Origin of the sequence: Vibrio sp. RE88, assembly GCF_013113835.1 — a bacterium.
GTDB lineage: Bacteria > Pseudomonadota > Gammaproteobacteria > Enterobacterales > Vibrionaceae > Vibrio.
Map to the genome: position 1 here is coordinate 244,147 of NZ_VTYQ01000002.1, position 24,013 is coordinate 268,159.

Consider the following 24,013-nt stretch of genomic DNA (forward strand, 5'->3'; position numbering starts at 1 on the left):
TTAATTTTATAGCTCTACCAGTTCATTACCAGAGGTTTGGCTTTTCCCAAAGGCATCAATATTGCCTAGGGTAGTGTCCGCTATGTTGCCGAGCGCTTCATCAGTCAGGAAAGCTTGGTGACCAGTGAAGAGAACATTGTGACATGCAGACAAGCGACGGAATACATCATCGACAATGACGTCATTAGACTTATCTCGGAAAAAGAGCTCTTTCTCATTCTCATAGACATCCAGCCCAAGAGCGCCGATTCGCCCTGTTTTTAAGGCTTCAATGGCAGCGGCAGCATCCAACAATCCGCCACGGCTTGTGTTGATGAGCATGACGCCATCTTTCATCTTACTGAAGGCTTTTTTATCTAGGAGGTGGTAGTTTTCTTCAGACATCGGACAGTGCAGCGTGATGATGTCACTTTTTTTGAATAATTCTTCTTTTGAGCAGTAGCTTGCTCCCAGCTCGATGGCCAGAGGGTTCTCAAATGGGTCAAAGCAAAGGATGTTCATGCCTAGACCTTTGAGGATGCGCATAGTGGCGATGCCGATCTTACCTGTGCCGATAACACCCACGGTCTTACCGTGAAAGTTAAAGCCAACTAAACCATCTAAGGAGAAGTTTGCATCTCGGGTACGCTGATAAGCTTTATGGAAACGGCGGTTCAGGCTCATCATTAAGCCAACAGTATGCTCTGCGACAGATTCTGGTGAGTAAGCGGGAACACGAACCACCTGAAGACCAAGGCGCTTTGCTGCATCTAAATCAACGCGATCAAAACCAGCACAACGCATTGCAATCAGTTTTACACCTTGCTCTGCAAGTGCTTCTAACACGGGCGCAGATAAGTCGTCATTTACAAACGCGCAAACCACCTGGCAGTCATGGGCCATTTTGGCGGTCTTTTTGGTTAACTGGAATTCATGGAAATGCAGTTCAAATCCATACTGTTTGTTTACTTTAGCGAAGGATGCTTCGTCATAAGACTTAGCACTGAACACAGCGACATCTAACATAATAGACCTCTCTCAAAATATTACGGGAGGAAATAGAACGGCTTCTATTGAACCGTGATTCAAGAAAAAATTAAACCACAAATTTGCTATGGAAAATTAAACACTTATATTCCTCAGCCGTTTACAGTGACTTTTTTATTATTAATAAAGTGGCTCGCAAAAATCGCTCAATTTTCATCTCAAGATCACTTTTTAACTGCTAAAGTGGTATTTATAAATTAAATAGCTCTTAGCTTATTAATCATCGACTTAGGTGGAGGTGAGGCTAAGGGCTGAAGGAATTTTGTTCTCTGGCTAGGAAATATGGATATGATTAAACAAAAGCTTTCTGAAGTGTCCATAGCAGCACGAGCGTGGTCTATATTAGGCTTGTTTGCTATTGGTTTATTTGCGAATACTCTCCTCAACATTGCCCAGTCCCGCGAGCACATGCGCGAAAACTATGAGCGAGGTGTGTCAACTCTGGTGGAGTCTGCTTCAGGTGTTGCGAAGCACTATTACCAGCTCTATCAATCGGGTCAAATCTCAGAAAGCGAAGCTCAAGGTCGAGCGCTACAAACCATTTCCGCCATGCGATTTGATGGTGACAACTACATCTTTGTCGGTGATTCTGATGGCGTGCAGTTAGCCAGCGGTGTGCTCTCTTTGCTTGGCAAAAATATCCTTGGGTTAAAAGACAGCGAAGGTAAATTCTTCGTTCAGGAGCTCTATCAGGTTGCCAGAAATGGCGGTGGTTTCGTCGACTACAGCTGGAAGAATCCGGATAGCGAGAAAATGGACCCTAAAACCAGCTATGCGCTAATGTTTCAGCCATGGGGTTGGATGATTGGCTCTGGCATGAATATGGTCGCTCTTCAGACTGACATGTATCGTTCTGAAGTCGCATCTGCGAGTTACGCGATTGGTATTCTTGCTGTCCTTTCTATCACGATTGGCTTCTTCATCAAGACGATCACATCTCCTATCAAGCGCACCGTCAGTGCTATGCAGACCCTCTCTAAAGGAGAAGGTGATCTGACCCAGAGGCTACCTGAAGAAGGCAGTAAAGAGCTGGTATTGCTGGCTCGCTATTTCAACCAGTTTGTTGCTTCCGTGCAGGGAATCATGCTCAGCATCAGTGATGCGGGTAGCCAAGTGTCTAGTGCGGCCAATCAGTTGTCTAACTCCGTCCATCACATCGACGATAGTCTTAATCAGCAGCAAAGCGATGTGGACATGCTTGCGACGGCAATGACTGAAATGCTCGCGACGGTTGAAGAGGTCGCAGCTCGCACTGTAGAAGCGAATGATGCCAGTCGCTTAGCGGCTGAAGAAGCCAATCGCAGCCACATCATCATTGATAAAAACGTTCAAGAAGCTAACGAGCTTGCAGCGCAAATTCAATCTGCCAGTCAGGTCGTTCAAAAACTCGCCTCAGATGCTCGTAACGTTGACACAGTTCTTGAAGTGATTCGTGGCGTTGCCGAGCAAACGAACTTACTCGCTCTTAATGCGGCAATCGAAGCTGCTAGGGCAGGTGAACAAGGCCGCGGCTTTGCAGTGGTGGCCGATGAAGTAAGAAGCCTTTCTCTGCGTACGCACGAGTCTACTTTAGAGATTCAGAACATTGTTGAGAAACTACAGGTCGGCGCTGAAAACGTGGTGAAAGTCATGGACCAAGGCACCGCTAAAGCCACCAATGCATCAGAGCTCTCAAGTCAGGCTGGTGAGGCTCTGAACAAGATTAACAAAGAAGTGCACACCATTGAGGAAATGAATCAGCACATCGCCACGGCAGCAGAAGAGCAAACCGTGACGGTGAATGATATTAACCGCAATGTCGTGAGCCTGAGTGACATGGCATCTACGGTGTCTGGAGAGTCGACTCAGATGGCTAGCTCTAGTAAGGAACTTGGGCGAGTCTCTGATGACTTAATGGCAATGATTAATCGCTTCAAACTGGCTTAGCTTGAGGCATCAGGGTGATATGGTAGAATCGCGACAAATTTTTTAATCGTGAACATTGAATGCGACATCTGAAAACTGCTATTCACCCTGATATCAGCCACCTCGATGACAAAACTGTCTTCCAACGTAATGCTGCAAGAGCCATTGTTATTGATGGTGAAGACATCCTTTTGCTGTATACCGAGCGGTACCATGATTACACCATCCCAGGTGGTGGTATTGATGATGGCGAGGACATTATCGCAGGTATGGTACGAGAGCTTCAGGAAGAAACTGGTGCGCAAAACATTCACAATATCAAGCCATATGGTATCTACGAAGAGTTTCGCCCTTGGTACAAAGACGATGCTGATGTGATGCACATGCACTCTTATTGCTACACCTGTAAAGTGGATCGTGAATTAGGTGAAACCGCGTACGAAGATTATGAAATCAAAAACGGTATGAAGGCCGTATGGATGAACATCCATCAAGCGATTGCTCACAACGAAAAGACCATTGCAGAGAGCCCGAAGAAAGGCATGAGTATCGAGCGTGAGACGTTTTTGCTACATATGATTGCTAAAGAAATGCTCTAAATCAAAGCCCGTATCTTGCGGGCTTTATCCTTTTATCAATTGGATCAAATTATCTTTGCTATCAAAATGGACGCTGTATTCATGGCGAAGGTTAATGAGTGAGCGCGCTCTTGCCAATTCCATATGTTCATGAGCTAGACCCAACAACTCGTCACCCTCCATATCACTGTCTGGAGAATAACTCGCTCCGCCAATTTGCAACGTAATAGGTAATTCTGACGAGTTGTCTACGGAGGCAATGAGGCGTTCGCAGATTGCTTTCCCATCTCTGTTTGTGCTGTCTTCCAAGACAAAATGAAAGTTGCCGCACGTCCCCCTGGCAATCAAATCAGATTGACGAATGAGCTCTTGTGCAATGAATGCGAAGCTTTGTAGTAACGTATCGCCAGCTTCATAGCCCAAACGGCGGTTTATCGCCCCCAATCCTTCTAAATGCACGTCTAACACCAGCACGCTGGTTTTGTGTCGCTTACAACGAGCCAGCATTTTTTCTAGTTCATTAGGAAAGGTGTTGTGATTGTACAGATCGGTTAGCGGATCTTTTACTTCCATTAATGAGGCGTAGCGACGAGAGTCTTCCATCGATTTGGTGTGCAAAAATTGGAGTAAGATAGACAAATCCAACTGCAAGCGAAGCTCAAGTGAACGAGAACTCTCTAAGGAGCGGCAGCGGCTAGCCAGATTATCGATGATACATCGATGTAATACATGGCTCACAATGGAGTAGTACTCATGCACCTCTTCATATTTGGCAATGCCAAGAATGTGTTGTGCGAGCCCTTCAATATACCCCTCTTCTAAATCTTGAGTCAGCAGCGTATCGAGATAAGCATCTAAGGACTGGTGAATATGGAAGTGGCCAAGTATTTGGCTAACCACGTCAGAGTGTTCAAAATGCTGAAGGAGTTGAGTGTAGACCGCCGTTTTAATCTCTTCTCGGCTTTCTTTGGTGAGTGAACTTTGCCATGCCTGACTATCGCCATATGACAAGGAAAGCGCGTCCAAGCGCTGGTGTAGTTCAAACGGTCCAAACTTAAACAGGTCACTAATCTGTGGCATAGCGCATCCTTGACGTGAACTCTTCGATAGGTTTTTAGCGAACACCTATACTTATTCAAGTAATTGAATTATTAATGTTAATTAATAGTATAGTAATGAAAGAATAGCGAATTCAGCTGAGGAAACAGGGAATGACCAAAATGCGCAACGTCCTTTTAGGTGCCGTGATCGCGAGCATTAGCTCGTTCGGTTACGCCAAAGTTATCGAAACGACCAGTTTGGTCGGTTTTGGTGAGGCTAAATACCCAAACAACTTTACTCATTTTGATTACGTAAACCCAGATGCCCCAAAGTTTGGCAAAATTACTTATGGTCGGGTCGGGACGTACGATAACTTTAACCGATTTGCCTCCAGAGGTGTCGCCGCTGCTGCAACAGGGGAGTTGTATGACACGCTCATGTTTTCTCCCAGTGATGAAATCGATGCTTACTACCCTCTGATCGCAGAGAGAGTGAGATATTCGGACGACTATACCTGGCTTGAAATGGACATTAATCCTAAGGCACGTTTTCACGATGGTGAGCCAATAACTGCGCACGATGTGGCTTTCACGTTCGATAAATTCATGACGGAAGGTGTACCGCAGTATCGCGTTTACTACAAAGATATTAAGTCGGTAACGGCCAAGGACGATCTGACGGTCCGCATTGAAATGGCAACACCTAATCGCGAAAAGATGTTCAGCTTTGCTCAATCTACCCGTGTGTTGCCGGAACACTTTTGGAAAGACAAGAAATTTTCAGAACCTCTTTCTACGCCTCCAGTTGGCAGCTCAGCGTATAAAATTGCCGATTATAAATCTGGCCAGAGCGTGACTTATTCATTGGTTGATGACTATTGGGCGAAAGATCTACCGGTAAACGTCGGTCGTAATAATTTCAAGGAAGTGCAATACGACTACTACCGGGATGACACTGTAATGTTGGAAGCTTTCAAAGCAGGTGAATTTGATTTTCGTTTGGAAACCTCGGCGAAGTTCTGGGCAAATTCGTACACGGGTGTGAACTTTGATAAAGGTTACATCACCAAACAGGAAATCCCTCATCAAAAACCAGAAAACACACAAGCTTTTGTATTCAATACGCAAAGTGATGTATTTAAAGATGCCAGAGTCCGTGAGGCGCTGACCTATGCGATGGACTTTGAGTGGATGAACAAGAATATGTTCTACGGTCAGTACACTCGAACACGTAGTTACTTCCAGAATACCGACTATGAAGCGAAGGGCGTACCGAGCGCTCAGGAGTTGAAGGTTTTAGAGCCGTTTAAAGACGAGATTCCACCTCGTGTGTTTACAGAAGAGTTTCAGCCTCCGGTTACCGATGGTTCGGGGCGTATTCGTGCCCAGATGCGTACAGCGTTTAAGCTGCTAAAAGAAGCAGGTTGGGAGCTGAAAAACAAAGTACTAACCAATACCAAAACAGGTGAACCGTTTAGCTTTGAGCTATTGATCTATAGCCCGACTGCGGAGCGTATTGCGATTCCAGTACAGAAAAATATGAAGCGTATGGGCATCGATATGAAGATCCGCTCAGTTGATACCACACAGTACATTAAGCGACTTCGTGATCGCGACTTTGACATGGTCTCTTCAGCCTACTCTGCGAACCCATATCCAAGCCCGAACTTAATGATTGTCTGGAACTCCAACTACATTGACTCGACCTACAACACGGCGGGTGTTATTGATCCAGTCGTTGATAGTCTAACGATGGAAATCTCCAAGAAACAGCAAGACCCAGATGCATTGCTTTCTTTAGGGCGTGCTCTCGATCGCGTGTTGCAGTGGAACTTTTACATCATTCCACAATGGCACGTGAGTGAATATCGTGTAGCGATGTGGGACAAATTTGAGCGTCCGGAAAATATGCCTAGATATGACTTAGGTATTGATACTTGGTGGATATCAAAGGATAAAGCCGCCAAGTTGCCTGAAAAACGACGTTAACAGAGGGATAGATGGCAGCCTATATATTTCGTCGCTTACTCTTGGTGATCCCCACGCTGTGGGCGATCATCACCATCAATTTCTTCATTATTCAGGTAGCACCGGGAGGGCCGGTTGAGCAGGCTATTGCGCAGCTAGAAGGGCATAGCTCTGGCATTATGGAACGTTTTGCTGGGGGCGGCAGTGAAGTTGACCTCGATGTAGGAAGTGATGCTAACTCGACTGGCTATAAAGGCTCGCGAGGCTTGGACCCAGAAGTGGTTGAAGAGATAAAAAAGCAGTTTGGTTTTGATAAGCCTCTGCATGTGCGTTACTTCGAAATGCTCAAAAACTACGCTACATTCAACTTTGGTGAAAGCCTGTTCAAAGGCGGTAATGTGATTGATTTGATTATCGAGCGCTTACCCGTCTCTATTTCATTGGGTTTGTGGAGCACGCTGATCATTTACTTGATTTCTATTCCTTTGGGCATCATGAAGGCTATCCACCATGGCTCCCGATTTGATGTTTGGTCAAGCGCTGTAGTGATTGTTGGGTATGCGATCCCCGGTTTCCTGTTCGCCATCATCTTGATTATCTTATTTGCGAGTGGCAATTACTTTAGTTGGTTTCCGCTTCGGGGGCTGGTATCCAGCAACTTTGAGCAGCTCGTTTGGTATGAGCAAATCATCGATTATTTCTGGCATCTGACATTACCGATACTGGCAATGGTTATCGGTGGGTTTGCAACACTGAGTATGCTGACGAAGAACTCTTTTCTCGATGAGATCAATAAACAATACGTTGTAACGGCACGAGCGAAAGGTCTGGATGAAAGAAGTATTCTTTACAAACACGTGTTTCGCAATGCGATGTTGATCATCATTGCTGGTTTCCCTGCGGCGTTCATCAGCATCTTTTTCACCGGCTCCATGCTGATTGAAGTAATGTTCTCACTCGAAGGGATTGGCTTACTCGGGTTTGAGTCAACCATACAGCGAGACTATCCAGTCGTATTTAGTTCCCTTTACATTATGACCTTGCTTGGCCTAATTCTGAGCATAATTTCTGATTTAACATACACCTGGGTTGACCCAAGAATTGATTTTGAGGCGCGTTAATGCTGACGAAAAGAAGACGTAATCCGTTAAATGAAGCGCGCTGGCTTAGGTTTCGAGCAAACAAACGTGGTTACTGGTCACTGTGGATTTTCATGACGCTGTTCGTGTTTAGCTTGTTTGCAGAACTGATAGCCAACGATAAGCCATTGCTAGTGGAGTACGAAGGTGCGTGGTATTACCCGATCACGACTCAATATGCGGAAACTGAGTTTGGTGGGGAATTTGAGACCGAAGCGGATTACACCGATCCGTATGTCATTGAGCTGATTGAAGAGAAAGGATACATCATCTGGCCTTTGATTCGTTTTAGCTACGACACGATCAATTACAACATCTCTGGTTCGGTGCCCTCTGCGCCCGACAACGTTAACCTACTTGGTACCGATGACAAAGGACGGGATGTGCTGGCACGAATCATCTATGGTTTCAGGATCTCTGTTCTGTTTGGTTTTGTACTGACCATTATTTCCAGCGTGATTGGAGTGATTGTTGGGGCTTCACAAGGCTACTACGGTGGCTGGCTTGATTTGTTAGGCCAGCGCTTTATCGAAGTCTGGTCAGGAATGCCGACGCTTTTCTTGTTGATTATTCTGTCCAGTTTCGTCGAACCCAATTTCTGGTGGCTACTCGGTATTATGGTTTTGTTTAGCTGGATGAGCTTAGTTGGGGTCGTCAGGGCAGAGTTTCTGCGTTGCCGTAACTTTGATTATGTGAGAGCAGCGCAGGCAATGGGCGTGAATGACAGCCGTATCATGAGACGCCACATGCTACCCAATGCGATGGTCGCCTCTTTGACCATGATGCCTTTCATTCTTTCCGGCTCGGTAACCACACTGACTTCTCTTGATTTTCTGGGCTTTGGATTACCGGCTGGTTCGCCTTCATTAGGTGAATTATTGGCGCAAGGGAAAGCTAATTTACAAGCTCCATGGCTAGGCTTCTCTGCCTTTTTTGTATTGTCGGTAATGCTGACTCTGCTAGTGTTTGTTGGCGAAGCCGTTCGCGACGCTTTTGACCCTCATCATCAGGGGAGATAACTATGACCAAACCAGTATTAACAATAGGCGGTCTATCAGTAGGGTTTGGCCGTGGAAAAGATGTCGAACAAGTGACTAATCAGGTTTCATTGTCTATCAACAAAGGCGAAACGCTTGCACTGGTTGGAGAGAGTGGCTCAGGCAAGTCTGTCACCGCAAATTCAGTGTTGAAGCTACTTCCTAAGGGCTCATCCCATTATTTGCAAGGTAGTATCAATTTTGATGGTATCGATATGCTGAGCTGCTCGGAGAGGCAACTACGGGGTATTCGCGGTGGCCGGATCGGAATGATCTTTCAAGAGCCGATGGTGTCTCTTAACCCTTTACACAAAGTTGGAAAGCAACTGGTTGAAACGCTGTCCATTCATCGCGGTGTGCGACAGAAAAAAGCGGAGACCTTAGCGATTGAGTGGCTAGGTAAAGTGGGTATCCGTAATCCGGATGTGAAGATTAATGCGTACCCCCATGAGTTGTCGGGCGGCGAAAGGCAGCGAGTGATGATAGCCATGGCCTTGATTAACGAGCCTGAGCTTCTAATTGCTGATGAGCCAACAACAGCACTGGATGTGTCCGTGCAGGCGCAAATTTTGGATCTCTTGAAAGACCTTCAGCAAGAACTGGGCATGGCAATGCTGTTTATCACCCATGATCTCAGTATTGTGCGTCGAATCGCGGATAGAGTTGCGGTGATGCAAAATGGAGAATTAGTCGAAGAGGCGGATTGTCGTTCTCTCTTCTCCGAGCCTAAGCACCCATACACGCAGAAACTCATTAACTCTGATCCTAGAGGCTTGCCAGTCGAAACTCCGGTTGATTCTAGCAGCCTCTTGTCAGTCGATAATCTTAGAGTCTGGTTTCCTATAACGGGAGGCTTATTTAAGCGTGTTGTCTCTCATATTAAAGCTGTTACGGATATGAAATTTGACCTAAAGCGAGGGCACTCGATAGGGCTGGTGGGCGAAAGCGGCTCCGGTAAGTCAACAACGGGTATGGCCATCTTACGCCTTGTGCACTCCGAGGGTTCAATCTTTTACCAGCAGCAGGAGCTGCAAGGCTTAGATCGAAAGCGCATGCTGCCGTATCGAAGTAAAATGCAGGTGGTGTTTCAAGACCCATTTTCTGCACTTAACCCGCGGATGTCTGTCGCACAGGTAATTGGAGAAGGGCTACGTGTTCATCACGAATACGACGATGCCACTGTAGATAAGATGATCTGCGAGGTTATGGAGGAAGTGGATCTCGATCCTGAAACTCGCCACCGTTATCCAAATGAATTCTCTGGCGGGCAGCGTCAACGTATTGCGATAGCCAGAGCGTTGATTCTTAAGCCTGAGTTTATTCTACTTGATGAGCCCACATCATCTCTGGATCGCACAGTTCAGGCTCAAGTCTTGGATTTGCTGAAATCGCTACAGGAAAAGTATCAGCTGACATATTTGTTTATCAGCCATGACTTGAATGTCGTCAAATCGTTATGTCACTACACCATTGTCATGAAGCAAGGCGGGATTGTTGAGCAGGGCGAGACGGCTTTGTTATTTAAGCAACCAGAACAGTCCTATACCAAAGAGTTGGTCGAGCTTTCGAGTTTTTAGACGCTGAGAAACACAAAGGCTGCAAACTGCAGCCTTTGATTTTTTGTTTAGATATTTTTTAGTCTGTGAGCCCAGATCTTTTCAAACTCTTTGCTAATGTCGATTTCACTTAAATGTGCCACGTGAAAATCGATAAGTTCGAGCTCAAAGGATGGTGTGGTGTAGACCGAGCCATTATCAATCGCGTTGACCATGCGATCCGCCATAGCGGCTGGCCCAGCCTGCCTAAATGCAGCTAATTCTGCTTGTTTGTTCAATCGAATCTCACTAACGGCCGCTTCATATTCAGAATGTGTAAAGCCTACCGCTAACGCTGTTTTGACTTCTTGATCAACAATCTGTTTTATAGCTTGCTGTTCACCATCAGGAATCTTTGAAACCAACACTTGAGATAAGAGTTTCTGGTTAAACAAGATTTCATTCTTAACAGAAACGGTTGCCGAAGAGTGGGCATTAACCAATGCAGACTCAATACGATGCTCTAGGATCTGATTGGCAATAGTGGCGAGCAATACGTCTTTTCGCATCAATTTGCTATCGACATCGTCCGACACAGGCGATAGCGCACTGAGTGAAACACTATGTTCCCCTTGAATACCTGAAATTCCTTTGTTACGCATACTTAGAGTAGGCAGCTGAGTTTTAGTCGGAGGTGTTGGGTTATGCCATTGAGAAAACGCCTTCTGCACCTTATTGTGCAGCGTACGAGCTTTGAAGTTCCCTACGATAACAAAAGTCATGTTTGTTGGTACATAATACTGGGAAAAGTAGTGCTCTAGATCTTCCGACTGCACTTGGCTGGCTGATGCTTCGTTTACTGACGAAGTACCTTTACCCAGCTCTAAAGCGTCACGCTGCTTCTGGCTGACGACAGTGGGGTAATCGGTCAGATTTGGTGACTGATTCCAAGCTTGCTGCACAAAGGTCTGCTGCGAGAAGCTTGCCTCGATGAACTCCAATGCACCTTCTAATGACTGTTGATTGTTGCCTGTTGTGCTTAGACTGTAGACGGTTTGCTGGTAATCCGTCGTTGCTGACCACTTTGAATCGCCAATTATTTGATTCGCGACAACACGAGAGACCGGAAGATGCGAAGGCTCCTGAGCAACACCAGCTCCAACTCTAAGGCGCAGCTCTAATGCTTGTTGCTTGTTAGGCGTAGCAACTAAAACCAAGCGCATGCCATTTTCTAGAACCGAAGCCTCAATATTACGAGGCATCGTAATATCGGTATGTTCGAACCAAAGGGGAGAGGTTGGTTTTGCGATAACAGGCAAGGCAGTGATAGCAGTAAAAACAGCTGTCAACGTTATTGTTAAAGCGCGGTTATAGATAGACACAGCAAACTCCTGAAGAAAATCTTAAGTGTTTCCCTGTTCATCAATCGACCTGTCTGAGACAACTTAGCGGCGAAATTGAGCGAAAATCGTATCCATGATTGAGAAAGGATGGCCTTTCCTCGCATCGCTGGTTTGTTACAACCAGAGTTGAACGTATTCATTTATAAAATGTGGCGGGATTTTGTACAACTTAACTTGATTAGTCAAACTGTATTCGATTTTGAGTAGACTATGTCTCGTTCTTGAAACAGGTTAGCAGTCTGTTTGTTGGCAATAGATTACGTTACGTCCATTCTCTTTTGCTTTGTAAAGAAGCACATCAGCTTGTTTTAAGGATTGAGATAAAGTGCCAACCACCAGATGTAAGCCGCCCGATATCGTTACGTTCGGAGCTTGGGTGAATTGTGATACATCGGTACGGACTCTGTCCATCACTAGCTTGGCATCTTGAAGTGACGTTGTGTTGATTAGCACGACAAACTCCTCTCCACCGATACGAAAAGCGTAATCGGCAACGCGAATACGAGATTTAATGATGGCAGCAACACGTTTGATGACTTGGTCGCCTACATCGTGACCGTACTTGTCATTCACGGCTTTGAAATGATCAATGTCGAATATGCCAATAAAGTAGCCTTTACTGGCTAAGCTTTGTTGCTCTACTTTCTGCAGATAGTGGCGGTTATGTAAACCAGAAAGTTGGTCGGTGTAGGTGATTTTATTTAACTCACGGCGCTCTTGCCTGAGTTTATAAAGATAGTAGGATGCCCCAATGCTGATGCACAAAAGTGCCAAGATCAGATAAAGATATTTTGGAATAAACTCGTCTCTAGGAACCACTTTTAGAAGGAAATAAGGCTTACCACTGAAAAAACCGATGTCTCTATAAACAAAATAATTGTCGCCTTGTTCGAGTATGCCTTCCGAACGCTGACTGCGATTCAAATCATTCCAGATTTTCGAGTAAACATCGGGCAAATACTGATAACTGCTGATAGCGGGATGTGAGCTTGAATAAATAAAACCATCGTCATCCATCAGCAATATATTGTCGCGACTTGTGTTATTAAATTCACTCATATCCACGTCCAAGACAAGGTAGCCAAGGTGTTGGAATCCTTGATACACAGGCGCGATCTCAGTAAACAAGCCTAAGTCGGGTTGATAGAGTATTTGGTGCGCTTCCTGGTTCAGGCTACTGGCGTAAAAAGAGTTATAAGAATCAATGAGATTCTTGTATCGATAATGACGAGAAGGGGTTTTGCTGACTATCTCAATACTGGTAATCAAGTTCTGATTTTCCAGTAAATGCTGAGTAAGATCATTAAACAGGTCGGGATGCGTGAAGTACTGCTGAGCAATATGGGTTTTGCTGAGAGCGGTATAACTGCTGATTTGCTGTTTACGCAAATTCAGTGTCTCGTCAATGGCTTTTAGCTGGAACGAGATGTCTTTCTTTTTGGCGTCTTTGATGAAGCTTAGAGGCGTGTTAACAATGAAAACAGCAACAAGCATGAGTGCCAAACAACGCAGTTCTATATTGGCGGACGAGCTGAGAGGCCTGCTGTAATGTAAAAACATTTCCTATGTTTATCTTGCTTATATAGTCATCAAGAACTCAAATGTTATGGAGCATTGTCACAAAAGTCTATTAAGACGGATGAAACTTTTGTGACAACACACCACTAAGCGAGCTGAATCAAACGAGTGTGTACTGACTGGCACTGGCGATAGAGAGCGGTTTAGAGAACCAGTAGCCTTGAAGGAAAGACGCGCCCATGTCTGTGAAACGTTTTTGCATTTCAGCACTTTCAATGCCTTCAACAACAATATCCACGTTATGAGCTTGGCAAAGACGGGTGATGAAAGAAAGGTATTCCAAGGTTGCTGGGTTGTCCAAACAGCGCCACGCCATCGACTTGTCCACCTTAATTTGGTTAAGGGGTAAATCAAAAAAGCTGTTTAATGAACTGTAACCAGAACCGAAGTCGTCCAGAGAAAGCAGAAAACCATAGTCACTTAGGCGACTTAACTGGGAAATGGCGCTTTTGTTGCCATCGAGAATAATGGTTTCGGTTAACTCCAATACGATGTTTTTAGTATCAATGCCAAGATGGTCCGCTAACCGCTTTAGTCGGTCAGGAAATTGATGATTCAGCAACTGAAGCACGGAAACATTAACGTTCACCCTGATATTCGTGCCATGAGTCTCTAGGTATCGTTTTATGAACTGACAAGCCTTTGAGAAAACCAAATAGCCGAGTTCAACGATCAATCCCTTTTTCTCGGCCACTTCAATGAATTCGTCAGGATAGATCTCGCCGATTTCATCACTACGCCAGCGTACCAGTGCTTCGAAACTGGCGACTCGATTTTTCTTGGCACAGATGATTGGCTGGAACTTAACGGTCAAGGTCTCATTGTGGATCGCGTTGGCTAACTCGCGTTCGATGTAAAAATGTCGATCAACTTTGCTTTTGGTTTCGTTGCAGTAGACACCGACTCTGTTGTGCCGTTTTTCTCCAGCGAATTGACAGGTGCGCGCTGCGACTTTAATCACTTCCTCGGCGGCAAGGCCAATATCGAAACTAGGGAAGATGCCAATACTGATATCCGTTCCATACATGTAGCCATTTGCCTGCACAGATTCTTGATAAGTTTGGGATATACGCTCGCCAAGCGTCATCAATTCGTCGGCTGAATACTGGCCTCTGACGAGAATGGCAAAGTCATCAGAGCGCACACGGTAGATATCAATAAAGTCGTCGGTGAATGAGTTTAACGCTGTGATAAGGTGCGACATCACGTCACGTAAGATATGAGGTCCGTACGCGCTTAGATAGGAGCGAATGTCACCAATCTGAATGTAGATCAGAGAGTGCTGACCGGGAAGTTGGTCGACTAAGCCATCGATATCAATAATCAGTTTCTGGCCATTCGACAAACCAGAAGCGTTATCTCTAAATGCGGCTTGCTGGACATAGGTTTCCATCAACTTGCGATCGGATATATCACGATGGCACCCAATCATGAAGCGGGTTCCGTTGATGGTTTTTGTGACTGCCGTTCCTTCAATCCAGACGTATTGGCCTGTTTTGTTTTTTACCCTGTACTGGGTAGAGATTTTTTGGTCGTCTTTTTCGATGTGCGCATCCACTTCACCTTTGAGCATCGCTTTATCCAGAGGGTGGACCAAAGATAGCCATGCATCCAGATGACATTGACCAGAGGCAATATCGTAGTTTTCATAAAATGTGGGGTTATAAAAGAAGATGCGATCATCGTCTGTCATATAGAAAATCCCATCGTTAAACACATCAAACATGTGCTTAAAATGGTTATCCATAAGCTCATCTAGCTCGGCACCACTCAGTGCGATGGAGCTATTTCCCTGTGATTCTTCACCTGCATAGCGACTTTTCGAGACCGACGAAGCGTTCGATTGCGGCGGTATATTCTTGATTATCTGTGACATTTAATTCGACGTACCTAATCCAACACGCGGTAAGCCTTCCATGAGCTTTATTTTTTGAATTTATAAATATCTTCCGTGTAACGTATATTTGTAACATGAAATATTTATTAAGCTCCAGCAGTGAACCAAGTATGAGACAGTAAATGTGAGCTTTTATTGACGTGTGTTCATATTTTGAACTGAAATATCCTTTTTGCTCTCACTAGATGAGAGAAATGAGATCTTCCTCGTTAATGTGGTGAATAAAAATCCACAAAAATATTTTTATTGTGAATTCTTTGAGGTGGTTGGTGACTCGTTTTATGAGTGGTGACAGTTTGCTCAGTTTTTGTGCGCAATGTCGCGCAACCTATTTTGGTGTTAAATGTCATTTTCTTATATATTTATCAACGTTTTAATATCGACTAATTTTGACAAAACTCTGATAAATCTGACGTTTTAATCAGCTTTCTCTTTCTATACCCTAGCGGCCAATTTATCCAAAATAGCGCAGTTGGAATAATGCTCGGCCAAATTCAAAATGTCAGTCAGGCGGGTGTGCTGATCGCAGACGATTCTCCTTTGGTGGTTGCTAACCTGAAGATTTTGCTAAGAGAGTCTGGCTTCAGTGACCGTTTAATATTTACGGCCAAAGATATTCGTTCGGTATACAAAAACCTGCGAGAGATTTCTATTGATCTGTTCATTTGCGATTATAAATTCGGTAAGGAACTGAATGGAAAACAGATCTTAGAAGAGTGCCGCCATTACGGCCTTATTCGCCCACAATGCGCTGTGGTTATGTTAACCAGTGAAACGACCGGTGAGGTTGTTCGTTCAATACTGGAAGCGGAACCGGATGAGTACGTCCTTAAGCCGTATTCGCTGTATGAGTTTAAAAAGCGGGTGTTGCGCGTCTATAAACGTAAACAAACGCTATCCTCGCTACTAAAACAACTTAAGAATGCAAGCTACCAAGAGGTGGCGGAGTCATTCATAGTGGCGCTGGAATCCTACCCAGAGTACACGGCCCATATACTGCGTCTTCAAGGCGAAACGTATTTAGACAGGCGATTCCTTGAGCAAGCGATAGATCATTACGAATTATGTTCGACCCAACGCAGCAGCCATTGGGCCATTGTCGGTAAGGCATCGGCTTTACTCCAAATGGGTAAAGCGAAGCAAGCGCATTCATTGCTAGAGCGTTGGATTGAAGAATCGGACAAAGTCCCGTCAAGTGTCTCTGACATGTTAGCGCTAACTAGTTTCGTGCATAGGAATAACGCGAGTGCTAAGAATGCACTGACTGATGCTATTAAATTCTCGAAAGGCAGTGCTCCGCGCTTGCTTGCCTATATTCGAGTCTGCGAGATGGAAGAAAACTATGATGGCGCTTTGAGTGGATTTGCACTTTATCGCCATCAAATTGCCAACACCCATCGCAATACGGTCGCGAATGCTATTCATTTTATGCGACTGAAACTGGTCGCGGCATCTGCTCAAGGCAAGTCTATTTCCATGGCCGCGCACAAAGAGTTACACAATCTGATGAAAGCTGATTTAGCAGAAAGTGAGATACTGGCACTAACGCTTGTGGACGTTCATATCGAATTGCATGACGAAAACTATAAAATTGCGCGTATCAAGCTGGCCAATTTGTTAAAGAACTATCAACAACTGCCTTTGTCCCAATTGCACTACCTCTTGTACCTTCTTTTTGTAACGGACAATTATCACTGGTTTGATCAAGTGGCTGGCTTTGCTCGTTCCCACGCTGACTACAGCAAAATATCACTGTCGGCCTGTTCAATGCAGATGCAATTAGAGCGTCAGATAGAACAGGGAATGAGGCGAAAATCTGCGTTAGTTAGATTACTAGCCCAAGTGGACGAGTACGCGCTTCATTCGGTTGAAAAGGCGGTTGCGCTTGGCTTAGAAGTGTTGAAATCTCGTCAGCAGTGCGCGTTGGTGGCAAACAAAATGCTATTTCTTCTCAATCGTGAAATTCCCAAAGCCATCAATCCAGCTGAAATCAGAAAGGCCATATTCGATTGTGAGGCGGCGATTACTTGCACATCCAGTCTTAGAAAAACCGAACGAATAGAAGCCCAGAAAAGCCTAAACTCGGTCAAACTCAAGTTTAACCGTGCATTAACTGCTGTATAGAGTTGACGAATGAGACCACCACTTGATCTTAACTTGTTGAAAGTTCTGGTACTGATTGACAAGCATCGCCACTTAAAACCGGTTGCCAAAGAGTTAGGCAAAACGGAAAGTGCAGTAAGTAAATATCTGGCTAAGCTGCGAGAGCAGTTAGATGACCCACTTTTTGTGCGCGGTACACATGAATTTGAGCCAACAGAGTATACGGTTGCTTTAATGCCCAAAGTGACTGCGGGGCTGAGAGTCATCGAAGATGCCATTGTAGGTGACACGTTTGACCCACTGACTTACGACAAAGAAATCTCCGTGGCGATCCCAAACTTGGCGCAATATCTGGTTGGCAAGTCACTCCTAGTCGATCTTATGAAAACCTTTCCCAACGCTAAAATCACCCTGACCAGCTGGTCTGATACGTCCGCAGAACAAATCATGGATAATCAGCTAGATATCGGTGTCCAGTATTTCAATCCAGAGATGAGTAAGGCGATATATCAGCATCAGTTAGGCCGATACAAAGGAGGGATTGTCACGACTGAAGAGCATGCCTCTCTCTCATTAGAGGAAAAATTGGCGATGCCCTTCGTTTTTATGCAGATGAAAGGGTGGCAGGAGAAAAAGACGGTAATCAAAATGGCGCTCGAAGAGAGTGGAGTCTACGTCAACAAGATCGCTACGGTAGACAATGTCCTGTGCTTGTTTGAGCTGATGAAAGAGCTCAATTGCGCGACGTTATTGCCTGCAATTAAGCACCTCAATCGCCCTGGGTTTACTATGTGTGTATTGCCAGATGAACTGCAAATGACGCAACCACCTGCCATTGTGGCTTACTATAAGCTCTCTAACCAAGGTAACCCGCTTCACGAACTGCTCATCAGCAAGCTCAAATATTACCTTTTTGACTGAGGAGTTGATGCTCTTTCATCTGTATTAGATCAAACATGGTATCTACTTCATATTTGCTCAATATGCGTGATTTGTATGTGCTGATCGTTTTTGCGCTAAGAGACAACAATTCTGAAATTCGTTTGTTGCTATAGCCTTGAAGCAAATAGTTGAGCACAGTTGTTTCACGGCTTGAAAGGCAGACCGAGGGCTTACTGGGAGCACTGTATTTGAATGCTGAACCGCCTTGGCTGATTGCCAAAATGGCTTCTTTAATGACTTTTGAAGATTCCAACTTGGACAGATACCCATCTGCTCCTAACTTAAAAGCAGCTTGTGAAAACATGGTGTGCTTACTGCCGGAGAAAAACAAAACCTTGCCGCTATAGCCATGAGCTTTTATGCGTTTGATGAACTCAAAGCCGTCTGAAGCTTCCAAGTTTATTTCTAGGATAATTAAATTAATCTCGTGATCGCGGATTAATGCTAGAGCGGAAGTGGTGGAGCCCGATTGAAAGACTTGTGCATGCTCGATGACGCTGATGACGAGATGTTCAATGGAATCTCGCATTAAAGGTTGGCTATCGATAACGAGAACTTTAGAGGATGGCATGATGATAAACTTCTTGGTAGCAGGGTGTCGTTATTGGGACACACATATCATTGTTTCAAGTGGGGACAATGTAAGTCAAATTAGAAGGAAAGAGTGGAAAACCGGACTTTCCAAAATGGAAAGTCGTAGATTTAGCAAGAGAGTGGGTTACATACCGTTGTCGAAATAATCTTTAATGATGCTATCGATCTCACCTCGTTGCTGTAGTTTCATTAAGGTTTTATTGAAGTTCTGGACGAAGTCTTCCTTAAAGGGGTATTTATCTGGCTCACGATTAGTGAATCCTAGGTAGCCTTTTTCTGCGCTGACTACTGCTCCTAAGGTCAACTTCCAATCTTTAGGTAGCAAACCCTCTTTGGTCATTCTTTTCATTTCCCACAAAATAGATAGTCGGTCGTTCATGTAACAATCTATTTTCTTTTCATGAAGGTTAAGTAGGTTTGGACGGTTTCCTTTGGCTTCGAGCAACGTGATTTTTCCAACCTTTACCGCGTCCCAGAACTGAGTTCCCCCAAGAGCAAATGCTTCGTTGACGCCGACAGTCAATCCTAGGTAATCACCTGGCCAATTGTTAAGAGAGCGCTCTTTGACACTGTCGGGGTGGCAGAAGACCACAACCTCTTCATCCAATATAGGTTTAGAGTATGGGGAAATATAAACGCGTTTATCTGGATAGTAATACGGCGGGTACAAAGCCAAGCCTTGGCCAACCTTGAGCATTTTTAGACCACGTTTCCATGGGATCGGAACGAGTTTGACGTCATAGCCCGGCATCTCTTCAAAAACTCGACGAAGAATGTCGCTGTAGATACCTTTTGCGACCCCGTTTTCACCGTAACTGTAGGGTGGGTAAGAGTCGTCACCATACACCAGAACTTTGACTGGCGGATGATATGCCATTGCCTGCGATGAGAATAGAAGCAGGATAAGTGTCCATTTGAGCAAAGTCAGTACCTTTAAAGTGCCCATTCTATGATTAACTTTAGTTTATTTATTAAAGGATAGGGATTAGACTCAGCTTTTTTACACATGCATTTGAAGCAAAACATGACAGACGACTACGAAAACGAGCAAGAGATTGAGATTGAAGCAATCGGGATAGAGGTTTCAACACAGCCAATTGAGCTTTACAAGGTATTCAAAATTGCCAACCTAGTCGGCGGAGGCGGCGAAGCGAAACACCTGATCGCAGAAGGCTACGTTGCTGTTAATGGTGAGCTGGAAACGCGTAAGCGCCGTAAGATGTACGATGGCGATTTCTTTGAATTCAATCAGGAATATTACGTCGTGATTTGCGATGCGCCAGTCACTGAACCGGAAGAGACGCCCGTGATGCAGCCTGAACCAAAGCCGGAAAAGAAAAACAAACCGAAGAAGCAAAATAAGGCAAAGAAAGACGCAGGGCAGAAGAAAAAGGAAAGCAAAAAGAACGAGATTGGACGCTCTAACATCGACTTTCTATAACAGTAAATCCTCACAGCACACTTTATCTAGGGTGCGCTCAATCAATTTAAGTATCAGAAATTAATTACTTTTTCCTTTCTATAACAAATGTAAAAAACGTAAAGCATTGATGACATCTCTACATATGTAAATGATAATGGATTTCATTTGTAAATATGGAGTCAGAATAATGAGATTGTCTGCAGCCGCGTTAACAGCAGGTTTATTGGCGTTTAACGTCAACGCTGAGATGGTAGAGATTGAGCACGCGCAAGGTGTGACTAAGTTAGAAACAAACCCAGAACGCGTTGTCGTTATTGGTTTGGGCGCGTTGGATACGGTTAAAGCTTTTAATGTCAAACCTGTTGCCGTTTCTACAGTCAGTATGTTCCCAGACTACTTAGCGGAATACCGCAGCTACGATTTTGTCTCCGCTGGCAGTCTTCACGAGCCTGATTTTGAAACCATCTACACGCAAAAGCCAGATTTGATCATCATTGGTACCCGCGCAGCGGCGAAATACCAAGAGCTGTCAGAAATTGCACCGACCATTGTTTATGCTTCAGATGCGAACAAAGGCTATTGGGAAAGCACCAAGGAGCAATGGCGTAATCTAGCACAAGTATTTGAGAAACAAGATTTTGTCGAGAAGAAAATTGAGCAGCTAGACAGTGAGTTCAAAGCGATTCAGGCATCTAATCAGCAAAATGAATTGGACGCACTTACTGTGATGAGCGCGGGCGGAAACATAACCACGTTCGGCGCTCAGTCTCGATTCTCCGCTATCTATAAAGATTTTGGTTTTAAGGAGTCCGTGGAAGGAATCAAAGAAAGCCGCCACGGCGATTTGGTTTCCTATGAATTCATTCGTGAAACAAACCCGTCCGCGTTGCTTGTGATAGATAAAGATATTCTGATCAATAAAGGCAAAGGCAGCACCGTAAAACGTGATTTTGAAAATGACTTGGTTAAAGCAACGCATGCTTACCAGAACAAAAAAATGGCTTACCTAGACATCAATGCATGGTATCTGTCGATTTCAGGGATGCGTGCAACGGAACAGATGATTGAAGATGTGAAGACGGCGTCTGGTTTGAACTGATTGTCTGAACATGATTACGCGACCTCAAGCTGAATTGGCTTGAGGTTTTTTGCGTTGTAAGGGTTTTACATTGAAAAAGTTGTTATTTGTTCTGTTGTTACTGAGCACAGCGTCGATTTTTGTGGGTGTTGGAAAGCTAAATGTTGCCTCTCTGGTAGCCGGCGATACAGCAAGCTGGCATTTGCTGTTTGCGAGTCGGATTCCACGCTTGGTGGCGGTATTGCTGGCGGGTGCTGGGCTGAGTATCGCTGGTTTGATTATGCAGCAGATCAGTCAAAATCGATTTGCTTCACCTTCCACGTCAGGGACGATTGAGTGTGCCATGCTCGGTTACGTACTGAGCTTAGTATTATTTGGTAATGGTCAGCAGCTGTGGCTTATCTTCTCGGTGTCCATGCTAGGGACGTTGCTGTTTGTGCAGTTCATCAATCGTATTCAGTTTAAGAACGCAGTATTTGTTCCACTGATTGGGATTATTTTCGGCAACGTTGTCGATTCGCTCGCGACATTTGTTGCGTATAAGTACGATGCGCTACAAAACCTGTCTAGTTGGACAGTCGCTAATTTTGCGAATTTGTTGCAGGGCGATTATGAGCTGCTTTATATCGCCATTCCCTTTGCCATCTTCAGTTACCTGTATGCAGCGAGAATTTCCGCTGTCGGTTTAGGTAAGGATTTTGCCGTCAACTTGGGGCTGAACTACCAGCAAGTGCTAATTATTGGTGTGCTGTTAGTCTCTGTTATGTCTGCTTCCGTTGTGATGATTGTAGGGATGCTGCCGTTCCTTGGGCTGATTGTCCCTAATCTGGTCAGTCGGTTTTATGGAGATAATCTTCGCCGCAATATTCCACTTACCGCGATTCTCGGTGCCCTGATTGTCCTTTGCTGTGATTTGGCAAGTCGATTGATCATCTTCCCATACGAGATTCCAATCTCGACCATTATCAGCATTTTAGGTGGTAGCGTATTTATTTTCTTCATCTTAAAGGGGCAGAATAATGCAGGATAGGGTGAAGATCATTGGACTGGCCGTCATCGTGTTGTTGTTTGGTTTTCTGTTCATTGGCATTGGCTTAAATGCTGATAATTACCAGTACTTCCTTTCACGGCGAGTTCCCAAAGTGCTTGCCATGATTGTGGCAGGCATCGCGATAGGTCAGTCGTCACTGGCTTTTCAGACCATTACTCATAACCGCATTCTGACACCGAGTATCATGGGCTTTGATTCTCTGTACATGTTTACTCAAGTGCTGGTGGTTGTGATGTTTGGCGGGCTGAGCAGTATCGCGATGAACGCCTACTTTAACTTCAGTGTCTCTGTTGTCGTTATGCTGGCGTTCTCACTGCTGCTATTCAGCTTTTACTTTAGAGGCGAGCGACAAAACTTGATGGTGTTATTGCTGCTGGGCGTGATACTCGGTCAGTTGTTTGGCAGCATCTCCTCGTTTTTCATTATGTTGATGGACCCGAGTGATTTTGCTTCTGTCCAAGCGAATATGTTTGCCAGCTTCAATAACGTCAGCGTTGAGCTTGTTTACTTATGTACGCCACTATTGCTATTGATCAGCGCGTTGCTGTATCGCCTGAATCGTTTGCTGGATGTGTTTTGGTTGGATAAAGACAACGCCACCAGCTTAGGGGTTGACGTAAAACGTGTCACGCTTTGGGTGTTGGTACTGTCAGCGGCGCTTATTGCCATTTCGACGGCACTGATTGGGCCAATTATGTTTTTCGGGCTTCTGGTGACCAACTTGACTCGTGAGTTTTTTAAGAGTTACCAGCACCGAGTATTGTTGGTCGGAGTATCACTGCTTTCAGTGGCGGCCTTACTAAGTGGTCAGTGGCTGGTAGAAAAGGTGTTTGGCTTCTCTACCACGCTAAGTGTTGTCATCAACTTTGTTGGCGGAATTTATTTTTTGACTATGTTACTGCGTAACCGAGTCGTCTAGAGGCTTTATGATTAAATTACAGAATCTAACCAAGTTGTTTGGTCAATCCAAAGTGGTTGATGACGCGAGTGCGGAATTCGAGAAGGGCAAAGTAACCTCTATCATTGGCCCCAACGGCGCCGGTAAGAGTACTCTGCTATCCATGGCGAGCCGGTTGATTGATAAAGACGGTGGGCAAGTGTTCATTGATTGCCGCTCTTTGTCTGAATGGGACACAAAAGAGTTGGCAAAGAGATTGGCAGTACTTCGCCAAGCAAACAACATCACTATGCGTTTTACAGTAAGAGAAATGGTGTCTTTTGGGCGTTTTCCATACTCACAAGGTAAATTGACCGATGAAGACCAACAAGTGATCGATAAGTCCATATCCTATCTGGATTTATCCGATATCCAGAACAAGTACCTCGACGAGTTGAGTGGAGGTCAGCGCCAACTGGCATTCATTGCAATGGTGATGGCGCAAGATACGGATTACGTGTTCTTAGACGAACCTTTGAATAATCTGGACATCAAGCATTCATTGCAAATTATGCGTAACGTGGGCCGGTTGGCTCATGAAATGAATAAAGCCGTGGTCGTGGTAATTCACGATATCAACTTCGCGGCCTGCTATTCAGACCGAATCATCGCGCTCAAAAAAGGTAGGGTAGTCGCTCAGGGCCCAGTGAGTGAAGTGATTCAATCAGACATACTGGAGAGTATTTACGAAACACCATTCAACATTATTGAAGTGAATGGCAAGCGGATGTGTACGTATTATTAAGTGATTTGGCGCTATCGCATGTAAACCATGCGAT

General features: G+C 44.8%; 20 protein-coding genes. 13 read left to right on the forward strand and 7 right to left on the reverse strand.

Features of this window, described 5'->3' with window-relative positions:
* Positions 1-6: 6 nt before the first annotated feature.
* A complete protein-coding gene (locus F0265_RS04685; protein WP_171747997.1) occupies positions 7-1,005 on the reverse strand; it encodes a 2-hydroxyacid dehydrogenase in 999 nt (332 codons plus the stop codon).
* A gap of 309 nt (positions 1,006-1,314) precedes the next feature.
* Between F0265_RS04685 and F0265_RS04690 the strand changes: the two genes are divergently transcribed.
* On the forward strand, positions 1,315-2,952 hold the full coding sequence (locus tag F0265_RS04690; protein ID WP_171747998.1) for a methyl-accepting chemotaxis protein: 1,638 nt from the start codon (positions 1,315-1,317) through the stop codon (positions 2,950-2,952).
* Positions 2,953-3,011: 59 nt separating this feature from the next.
* Positions 3,012-3,530 (forward strand): NUDIX hydrolase, encoded by a 519-nt coding sequence (locus F0265_RS04695; protein ID WP_006961192.1) that lies wholly within the window; start codon positions 3,012-3,014, stop codon positions 3,528-3,530.
* A 24-nt stretch (positions 3,531-3,554) separates the two neighbouring features.
* Here F0265_RS04695 and F0265_RS04700 read toward each other — a convergent pair whose 3' ends face one another.
* Positions 3,555-4,589, reverse strand: a complete 1,035-nt coding sequence (locus F0265_RS04700) for a GGDEF domain-containing protein (protein ID WP_171747999.1) — start codon at positions 4,587-4,589, stop codon at positions 3,555-3,557.
* A 131-nt stretch (positions 4,590-4,720) separates the two neighbouring features.
* Here F0265_RS04700 and F0265_RS04705 point away from each other — a divergent pair, with 131 nt between their 5' ends.
* From F0265_RS04705 to F0265_RS04720, 4 genes are read left to right on the forward strand one after another with little or no spacing between them, the layout of a single operon-like run.
* Positions 4,721-6,538 carry an extracellular solute-binding protein gene (locus tag F0265_RS04705; RefSeq protein ID WP_171748000.1) on the forward strand — a complete coding sequence of 606 codons (1,818 nt, stop codon included), beginning with the start codon at positions 4,721-4,723 and terminating at the stop codon, positions 6,536-6,538.
* Between the two features lie 11 nt (positions 6,539-6,549).
* Entirely contained in the window at positions 6,550-7,638 is a 1,089-nt protein-coding gene (locus F0265_RS04710) for a microcin C ABC transporter permease YejB (protein ID WP_043010177.1), read from the forward strand.
* Positions 7,638-8,675, forward strand: coding sequence for an ABC transporter permease (locus F0265_RS04715; RefSeq protein ID WP_039952125.1), 1,038 nt, complete (start codon positions 7,638-7,640; stop codon positions 8,673-8,675). The genes F0265_RS04710 and F0265_RS04715 overlap by 1 nt, the downstream gene beginning before the upstream one ends.
* Before the next feature lie 2 nt (positions 8,676-8,677).
* Positions 8,678-10,270: an ABC transporter ATP-binding protein gene (locus F0265_RS04720; protein ID WP_171748001.1), complete on the forward strand. Its 1,593-nt coding sequence runs from the start codon at positions 8,678-8,680 to the stop codon at positions 10,268-10,270.
* 47 nt (positions 10,271-10,317) lie between these two features.
* On the opposite strand, the gene F0265_RS04725 is transcribed toward F0265_RS04720, so the two are convergent.
* The 3 genes from F0265_RS04725 to F0265_RS04735 all read right to left on the reverse strand — a co-directional run bounded on the left by F0265_RS04725 (position 10,318) and on the right by F0265_RS04735 (position 15,085).
* Complete coding sequence (locus F0265_RS04725) at positions 10,318-11,610, reverse strand: insulinase family protein (RefSeq protein ID WP_171748002.1); 1,293 nt, start codon at positions 11,608-11,610, stop codon at positions 10,318-10,320.
* 252 nt (positions 11,611-11,862) lie between these two features.
* Positions 11,863-13,191: a GGDEF domain-containing protein gene (locus tag F0265_RS04730; protein ID WP_253809327.1), complete on the reverse strand. Its 1,329-nt coding sequence runs from the start codon at positions 13,189-13,191 to the stop codon at positions 11,863-11,865.
* A 118-nt stretch (positions 13,192-13,309) separates the two neighbouring features.
* A complete protein-coding gene (locus F0265_RS04735; RefSeq protein WP_171748003.1) occupies positions 13,310-15,085 on the reverse strand; it encodes an EAL domain-containing protein in 1,776 nt (591 codons plus the stop codon).
* Positions 15,086-15,586: 501 nt separating this feature from the next.
* Between F0265_RS04735 and F0265_RS04740 the strand changes: the two genes are divergently transcribed.
* A complete protein-coding gene (locus F0265_RS04740; protein WP_171748004.1) occupies positions 15,587-17,230 on the forward strand; it encodes a response regulator in 1,644 nt (547 codons plus the stop codon).
* Positions 17,231-17,239: 9 nt separating this feature from the next.
* The gene (locus tag F0265_RS04745) at positions 17,240-18,130 is read left to right on the forward strand and encodes a LysR family transcriptional regulator (protein WP_171748005.1); all 891 of its coding nucleotides are present in this window, start codon (positions 17,240-17,242) and stop codon (positions 18,128-18,130) included.
* On the opposite strand, the gene F0265_RS04750 is transcribed toward F0265_RS04745, so the two are convergent.
* The gene (locus tag F0265_RS04750) at positions 18,108-18,722 is read right to left on the reverse strand and encodes a response regulator transcription factor (protein WP_171748006.1); all 615 of its coding nucleotides are present in this window, start codon (positions 18,720-18,722) and stop codon (positions 18,108-18,110) included. The two genes, F0265_RS04745 and F0265_RS04750, sit on opposite strands and share 23 nt — an antisense overlap.
* A 147-nt stretch (positions 18,723-18,869) precedes the next feature.
* Positions 18,870-19,691, reverse strand: a complete 822-nt coding sequence (locus F0265_RS04755; RefSeq protein ID WP_171748007.1) for an ABC transporter substrate-binding protein — start codon at positions 19,689-19,691, stop codon at positions 18,870-18,872.
* Positions 19,692-19,769: 78 nt separating this feature from the next.
* On the opposite strand from F0265_RS04755, the gene F0265_RS04760 reads away from it, so the two are divergent.
* From F0265_RS04760 to vctC, 5 genes are all read left to right on the forward strand, one after another.
* On the forward strand, positions 19,770-20,186 hold the full coding sequence (locus tag F0265_RS04760; RefSeq protein WP_171748186.1) for an RNA-binding S4 domain-containing protein: 417 nt from the start codon (positions 19,770-19,772) through the stop codon (positions 20,184-20,186).
* Positions 20,187-20,355: 169 nt separating this feature from the next.
* Complete coding sequence (locus tag F0265_RS04765; RefSeq protein ID WP_171748008.1) at positions 20,356-21,267, forward strand: siderophore ABC transporter substrate-binding protein; 912 nt, start codon at positions 20,356-20,358, stop codon at positions 21,265-21,267.
* Positions 21,268-21,337: 70 nt separating this feature from the next.
* Positions 21,338-22,276 carry an iron chelate uptake ABC transporter permease subunit VctD gene (vctD, locus tag F0265_RS04770; protein ID WP_171748009.1) on the forward strand — a complete coding sequence of 313 codons (939 nt, stop codon included), beginning with the start codon at positions 21,338-21,340 and terminating at the stop codon, positions 22,274-22,276.
* Positions 22,266-23,216, forward strand: a complete 951-nt coding sequence (vctG, locus tag F0265_RS04775) for an iron chelate uptake ABC transporter permease subunit VctG (RefSeq protein ID WP_039952118.1) — start codon at positions 22,266-22,268, stop codon at positions 23,214-23,216. Before vctD ends, vctG begins: the two co-directional genes overlap by 11 nt.
* A 7-nt stretch (positions 23,217-23,223) precedes the next feature.
* Entirely contained in the window at positions 23,224-23,979 is a 756-nt protein-coding gene (vctC, locus tag F0265_RS04780) for an iron chelate ABC transporter ATP-binding protein VctC (RefSeq protein ID WP_171748010.1), read from the forward strand.
* Positions 23,980-24,013: the final 34 nt, after the last annotated feature.

Excerpts from the sequence above, each read along its gene's own strand:
- F0265_RS04765 (WP_171748008.1), top strand. The coding sequence starts at position 20,356 with ATGAGATTGTCTGCAGCCGCGTTAACAGCAGGTTTATTGGCGTTTAAC.
- F0265_RS04710 (WP_043010177.1), top strand. The coding sequence starts at position 6,550 with ATGGCAGCCTATATATTTCGTCGCTTACTCTTGGTGATCCCCACGCTG.
- F0265_RS04695 (WP_006961192.1), top strand. The coding sequence starts at position 3,012 with ATGCGACATCTGAAAACTGCTATTCACCCTGATATCAGCCACCTCGAT.
- F0265_RS04720 (WP_171748001.1), top strand. The coding sequence starts at position 8,678 with ATGACCAAACCAGTATTAACAATAGGCGGTCTATCAGTAGGGTTTGGC.
- F0265_RS04715 (WP_039952125.1), top strand. The coding sequence starts at position 7,638 with ATGCTGACGAAAAGAAGACGTAATCCGTTAAATGAAGCGCGCTGGCTT.
- F0265_RS04760 (WP_171748186.1), top strand. The coding sequence starts at position 19,770 with ATGACAGACGACTACGAAAACGAGCAAGAGATTGAGATTGAAGCAATC.
- F0265_RS04750 (WP_171748006.1), bottom strand. The coding sequence starts at position 18,722 with ATGCCATCCTCTAAAGTTCTCGTTATCGATAGCCAACCTTTAATGCGA.
- F0265_RS04735 (WP_171748003.1), bottom strand. The coding sequence starts at position 15,085 with ATGTCACAGATAATCAAGAATATACCGCCGCAATCGAACGCTTCGTCG.
- F0265_RS04755 (WP_171748007.1), bottom strand. The coding sequence starts at position 19,691 with ATGGGCACTTTAAAGGTACTGACTTTGCTCAAATGGACACTTATCCTG.
- F0265_RS04740 (WP_171748004.1), top strand. The coding sequence starts at position 15,587 with ATGCTCGGCCAAATTCAAAATGTCAGTCAGGCGGGTGTGCTGATCGCA.
- vctG (WP_039952118.1), top strand. The coding sequence starts at position 22,266 with ATGCAGGATAGGGTGAAGATCATTGGACTGGCCGTCATCGTGTTGTTG.
- vctC (WP_171748010.1), top strand. The coding sequence starts at position 23,224 with ATGATTAAATTACAGAATCTAACCAAGTTGTTTGGTCAATCCAAAGTG.
- F0265_RS04730 (WP_253809327.1), bottom strand. The coding sequence starts at position 13,191 with ATGTTTTTACATTACAGCAGGCCTCTCAGCTCGTCCGCCAATATAGAA.
- F0265_RS04685 (WP_171747997.1), bottom strand. The coding sequence starts at position 1,005 with ATGTTAGATGTCGCTGTGTTCAGTGCTAAGTCTTATGACGAAGCATCC.
- F0265_RS04690 (WP_171747998.1), top strand. The coding sequence starts at position 1,315 with ATGATTAAACAAAAGCTTTCTGAAGTGTCCATAGCAGCACGAGCGTGG.
- F0265_RS04705 (WP_171748000.1), top strand. The coding sequence starts at position 4,721 with ATGACCAAAATGCGCAACGTCCTTTTAGGTGCCGTGATCGCGAGCATT.
- F0265_RS04700 (WP_171747999.1), bottom strand. The coding sequence starts at position 4,589 with ATGCCACAGATTAGTGACCTGTTTAAGTTTGGACCGTTTGAACTACAC.
- F0265_RS04745 (WP_171748005.1), top strand. The coding sequence starts at position 17,240 with ATGAGACCACCACTTGATCTTAACTTGTTGAAAGTTCTGGTACTGATT.